At 64.3% G+C, this 891-nt stretch carries 1 protein-coding gene; it reads left to right on the forward strand.

Going from position 1 to position 891, the window contains the following annotated elements:
• Positions 1-214: 214 nt before the first annotated feature.
• Positions 215-628: a VOC family protein gene (locus AC5RUF_RS16335; protein ID WP_493999092.1), complete on the forward strand. Its 414-nt coding sequence runs from the start codon at positions 215-217 to the stop codon at positions 626-628.
• The last annotated feature ends 263 nt before the right edge of the window (positions 629-891 follow it).

Here is an 891-nt window from a genome sequence, read left to right on the forward strand (position 1 = left end):
GAAGGGGTTTGGCCGCCATGCTCGGGCGCTTATTTCAGCGTCCCTGCCGCGGCGACTTAGAAGACTTTACACAGGTTCCGCCCCGGTTGCAACTCGGCCCCAGCCGCCCGCTTCACAGCGGGGTTTTGCCCGTATGGCTGGCTCTACTACCCGGTGCCGGCACCGTACGGAACGCCCCAGTGCGCGGAGCCGTCCGGGGCGTTAGTGTTCGCCTATGACCGGTTTCCCCCAACTCCTCCACACGGTTCTGGATACTCCCGATGTCCGTGGCCTGGCGGAGTTCTACCGCCAGCTTCTCGGGCTCAGGTACCGGGCCGGAGACGAACCGGAGCCAGGCAGCGCGGGCGACAGCGTTGATTGGCTGGTACTGACCGATGCGCACGGCAACCGAAAGCTGGCCTTCCAGCACGTGGATCAGCTGACACGGACTACGTGGCCCCGGCCGGATGTGCCCATGCAGATGCACCTGGACCTTACTGTCCCCGACCGGAAGACCCTCGCAGACCAACATGCCAGGGCGCTGGCGTTGGGGGCGGAGCTCCTCTTTGACCGCACGGAAGACTCCGAAGAACCGCTATACGTCTACGCCTATCCGGCGGGACATCCGTTCTGCATCTTCGTAGCCTGACCCACACAGCCGGCGCACCCTGCGAGCTGATCCACCTGCGTTTCAGGTCGGACGCCGGCGCCGGCATGTGGGCCGCATGAATATAAACACAAAAAGCCCGCACCAGGAACGGTACGGGCTTGCACAGCGGATCTCGGGCCGGCCGGCTTGGACCCGGTTTCCCGGTTTAAACGGGTGAGGGCCCCGCAACCATGCGGGGCCCTCAACCATCAAAATATTGTCCGGCGGTGACCTACTCTCCCACACCCTCCCGGATGCAGTAC

Source organism: Arthrobacter sp. Y3224198, assembly GCF_059090025.1.